This is a genomic window from Streptomyces boncukensis (assembly GCF_011045075.1).
In the GTDB taxonomy this organism is placed as follows: Bacteria; Actinomycetota; Actinomycetes; order Streptomycetales; family Streptomycetaceae; genus Streptomyces; species Streptomyces boncukensis.
The window spans coordinates 1-1989 of the sequence record NZ_JAAKZZ010000848.1; the positions used below are offsets into that span (position 1 = coordinate 1).

Genomic DNA, 1989 nt, shown 5'->3' on the forward strand with positions numbered 1-1989 from the left:
GGGGTGGGCGGCGGATGCCGTCCGGGATGTCGCAGTCTCGGTCATCGGAACCTCGAAGTCCTCGACTTTAAAGAACGGTCTGTTCCCTAATTTGAGGCTAGACTGAGGTGCCCGAGGCGCACAACGGACCGCTGACGAATGGCCGGAATCCATGCCTCCGCCCCCTCGGAAACGGTCGGCCACGACGGACGGTGACCACCGCAGGGGCCCGCGCCGCCGCGGCCGGGCGCTGGAGCACGCCATCCTGAAGGCGGCCCTGGACGAGCTCACCGAGACCGGATACGCCGGGCTGACCATGGAGCGCGTCGCCGCCCGTGCCCGCACCGGCAAGGCCGCGCTGTACCGGCGGTGGCCCAGCCGCGCCGAACTCGTCGTCGACGCGTGGCGGGCGCTGCGCGACAGCGGGCCCGAGCCGCCCGACACCGGGAGCCTGCGCACCGACGTCATCGCCGTACTGCGCTCCCTGGCGGACCACATGGAGGGGCCGAACGGCGACATCCTGCGCGGCCTGCTCACCGAGATGGTGCGGGACCGCGAGTTCGCCCGCGTGGTACGGGAACGGGCCCTCGCCAGCGGCCCCGAAGCGCTGCAGCGCGCGCTGCTGCGCGCCGTCGAGCGCGGCGAAATCCAGCCATGGGTCCCCGCCTCGCGACGCGCAGCCGTGGCACTCGAACTGCTGCGCAGCCACTATCTGCTGTACGGGACGCCGGTCGCGGACCAGGTGCTCACCGAGATCGTCGACGACGTCTATCTGCCTCTGCTGCGTGCCCCCCGCTGAGCGCGGGCCGGCCCCGGCTCAGTCGGCCTGCTCACCAGGTGACGGGGAGTTCGGCCACCCCCTGGACCGCGGTGGCCGGATGCAGCTCCAGCCGGTCGGCCGGGACCGCCAGGCGCAGGCTCGGCAGGCGGTCGAACAGCGCGGTGAGGATGACCTCCAGTTCGAGCCGGGCCAGGTTCTGGCCGAGGCACTGGTGGATCCCGTAGCTGAAGGCCAGGTGGTGGCGGGCCTCGCGGCGGATGTCGAAGGTGTCCGGCTCCGGGAAGGCCGCGCCGTCCCGGTTCGTGACGGAGAAGACGATGATGACGCCCTCGCCCGCCTTGATGTGGTGGCCGTCGATCTCGATGTCGCTCGTCGCCACCCGGCCGCCCGGGGCGTCCGCGATGGTGAGATAGCGCAGCAGCTCCTCGACCGCGCCCGGCGTCAGGGAGGGGTCGGCCCGCAGCGCGGCGAGCTGCTCGGGGTGGTCGAGCAGGGTGATGACGCTGAGCGAGGTCATCGACGCGGTCGTCTCGTGCCCGGCCACCAGCAGCAGGATCGCGGTGCCCACCAGTTCCTCGGGGGTGGCGGTGCCCTGCTCCAGGTGGTCGGCGACCAGGTCGCCCAGCAGCCCGGGGCGCCGCTCGCGCCGCGCGTCGTCGATCAGCCCGCCGAGGTAGCCCCCCAGCTCCCCCAGCACCGCCAGCGTCTCCTGGCCGCTGTCCGCCTGCATGAGCCGGGCGCTGGTGTCCTGGAAGAACTCGCGGTCGGCGGGCGGCACACCGAGTATCCGGCAGATCACCTGGGCCGGAACGGGCAGCGCGAACTGGCTGACGAGGTCGGCGGGCGGGCCCGAGGCGATCATGTCGTCCAGGAAGCCGTGCACGATGCGCTCGATGTCCGGCCGCATGGCCCTGATCCGGCGGACCGTGAAGTCCTTGGTGACCTTGCGCCGCCGGTCCCCGTGCCGGGGCGGATCCAGCCCGCCGAAGGGGGGCTCGATCTCCCCGACGCCGTCCAGCCGGGGGGAGATGGCCGGAAAGCCGGGGTTCGACTGGTCGACCGAGAGCCGGGGGTCGGCCAGGAGGGCGCGCGCCGTCTCGTAGCCGGTCACCACCCATGTCTGCCGGCCGTCGTAGAGGGTGGCCCGGTGCAGTGAACCGCCCGCTTCGCGCAGGCGGTTGTACGGCTCGGGCAGGCGATAGGGGCAGGTGCGGTTGCTGGGGTAGGCG

General features: G+C 72.6%; 2 protein-coding genes. One reads left to right on the top strand and one right to left on the bottom strand.

The annotated features are described in order from the left end of the window. Positions 1-151: 151 nt before the first annotated feature. Positions 152-778: a TetR/AcrR family transcriptional regulator gene (locus G5C65_RS36295; RefSeq protein WP_165303308.1), complete on the top strand. Its 627-nt coding sequence runs from the start codon at positions 152-154 to the stop codon at positions 776-778. Between the two features lie 31 nt (positions 779-809). On the opposite strand, the gene G5C65_RS36300 is transcribed toward G5C65_RS36295, so the two are convergent. Beyond that, positions 810-1989 (bottom strand): cytochrome P450 (locus tag G5C65_RS36300; RefSeq protein ID WP_165303309.1); only part of this gene is annotated, 1180 nt, incomplete at its 5' end.

Excerpts from the sequence above, each read along its gene's own strand:
- G5C65_RS36295 (WP_165303308.1), top strand. The coding sequence starts at position 152 with ATGCCTCCGCCCCCTCGGAAACGGTCGGCCACGACGGACGGTGACCAC.